We start from the raw sequence: 1,894 nt of genomic DNA, 5'->3' as shown, positions 1-1,894 counted from the left end.
TTCGACCTGGAGCGCGGACCGCTGTTCCGGGCCGCCCTGCACACCGGCGAGCCCGCGCTGCTGCTCACCGCGCACCACGTCGTGTGCGACGGCTGGTCGGCGGGCGTCGTCCTGGACGAGGTCGTCGCCGCGTACGGGGCCTACGCGACCGGCGGCGAGCCCGACCTGCCCGAGCCGGAGTTCCAGTACGCCGACTACGCGGACTGGCAGGAGCGGTGGCTGGCCGGTCCCGCCGCCGCCCGCCAGGCCGAGCACTGGCGCGAGGCGCTGGCCGCGCCCCTGCCCGTGCTGCCCGTCGGGAGCACCGGCGCGCCCGCCAGGTCGGGCGCGAACCACCCGGTGGAGCGGCCCGCCGACCCCGTGCCGAGGCGGCGCGCGCTCGCCGCGGAGTCCGGCGCGTCGTTCTTCGTGGTGCTGCTGACCGCGTTCACCGCCGTGCTGCGCGAGGTCACCGGCTCGGACGACGTCGTGGTCGGCACGGTCTCGGCGGGCCGCGCCAGGGACGAGTTCGACGGCACGGTGGGCTACCTGGTCAACACCCTGGCCGTGCGCACCCGCCTGCCCGGCCCGGCGACCTTCCGGGAGCTGCTGCGCCGGGTGCGGGAGAGCGCGCTGGACGCGCAGGCCAACCAGGACCTGCCCTTCGACCTGGTCGTGGAGCACGTGAAGCCGCCGCGCGCGCCCGACCGGCACCCGGTGTTCCAGGCGCTGCTGACCTACAACGAGCTGCGCGGCGACGCGCGCCAGGCCGCCGGTCTGCGGTTCACCCCGGTGCTGCTGGACGGCGGCACCGCGAAGTTCCCGCTCTCGCTGGAGTTCAACGAGACCGACGGCGGGCTGGAGGCGAACGTCGAGTACCGGGCCGACCTGTTCGACGCCGCCCACGTCGCGGACCTGGCCGAGCGGCTGCGCGCCGTGCTGCGCGCCGCCGCCGACGACCCCGACCACCCCCTGGCCGCCGCCGCGGCTCCGGACGGCGCGGCCGAACCGGACGGGGAGACCCCCTACGCCCCGCCCACCACCGACGTGGAGCGGGTCCTGGCCGAGGTCTGGGCGCGGGCGCTGGGCCTCGCGCGGGTGGGGATCGACGACAACTACTTCGAGCTGGGCGGCGACTCGATCCGCAGCGTGCAGCTGCTCGGGCTGGCCCGCGAGCGCGGCCTGGCCGTCCGGATCACCGACCTGGTCCTGCTCCAGACCATCCGCGAGCTCGCCCCGCTGGTCACCGCCGCCGCGCCGGTCCGCGAGAGCGCGCGCCTGGACCTGCTGGCCGAGGCGGACCGGGGGCTGGTCGGCGCGGACCTCGTCGACGCCTACCCGCTGTCGGCGCTCCAGGCCGGGATGCTCTACCACAGCCAGGCCGCCGACTCCGAGCAGATCTACCACGACGTCGCCACCTACCACCTGCGCGCCGAGCACTCCGAGGACGCCTGGCGCCGCGCCGTGGCGACCGTGCTGGAGCGGCACGAGGTGCTGCGCACCTCGTTCGAGGTCACCGGGTTCACCGAGCCGGTGCAGCTCGTGCACGCCGCCGTGCCCGCCCCGCTGACGTTCGAGGACCTGCGCGGCCTGGACGCCGGGGCCGTCGAGGCGGCGGTGGCCGCCCGCTTCGCCCTGGAGCGCGCCCGCCCCTTCGACTGGAGCGCCCCGCCCCTGATCCGCTTCCACGTGCAGCGCCGCGCCGACGACGAGGCGCAGCTGTGGATCGTCGAGCACCACGCGATCCTGGACGGCTGGAGCGGCCGGTCGCTGTTCGCCGAGCTGCTCAACGCCGACGCCGCCCACCTCGGCCACCCCGCGCCCCTCCCGCCGCCTCCGCGCGCCCGCTTCCGCTCCCTGATCGCCCTGGAGCGCGCCGCGCTGGCCGACCCGGCGCAGCGCGCCTTCTGGACCG

1 protein-coding gene is annotated in these 1,894 nt (G+C 76.7%); it reads left to right on the top strand.

Annotated elements, in window-relative coordinates; genetic code table 11:
* A partial coding sequence (locus ACTUAL_RS14925) for a condensation domain-containing protein (RefSeq protein ID WP_440900666.1) occupies nucleotides 1-1,894 on the top strand: 1,894 nt, incomplete at both ends.

Source organism: Actinosynnema sp., assembly GCF_052038725.1.
This window is presented reverse-complemented; position numbering and strand designations above follow the sequence as displayed.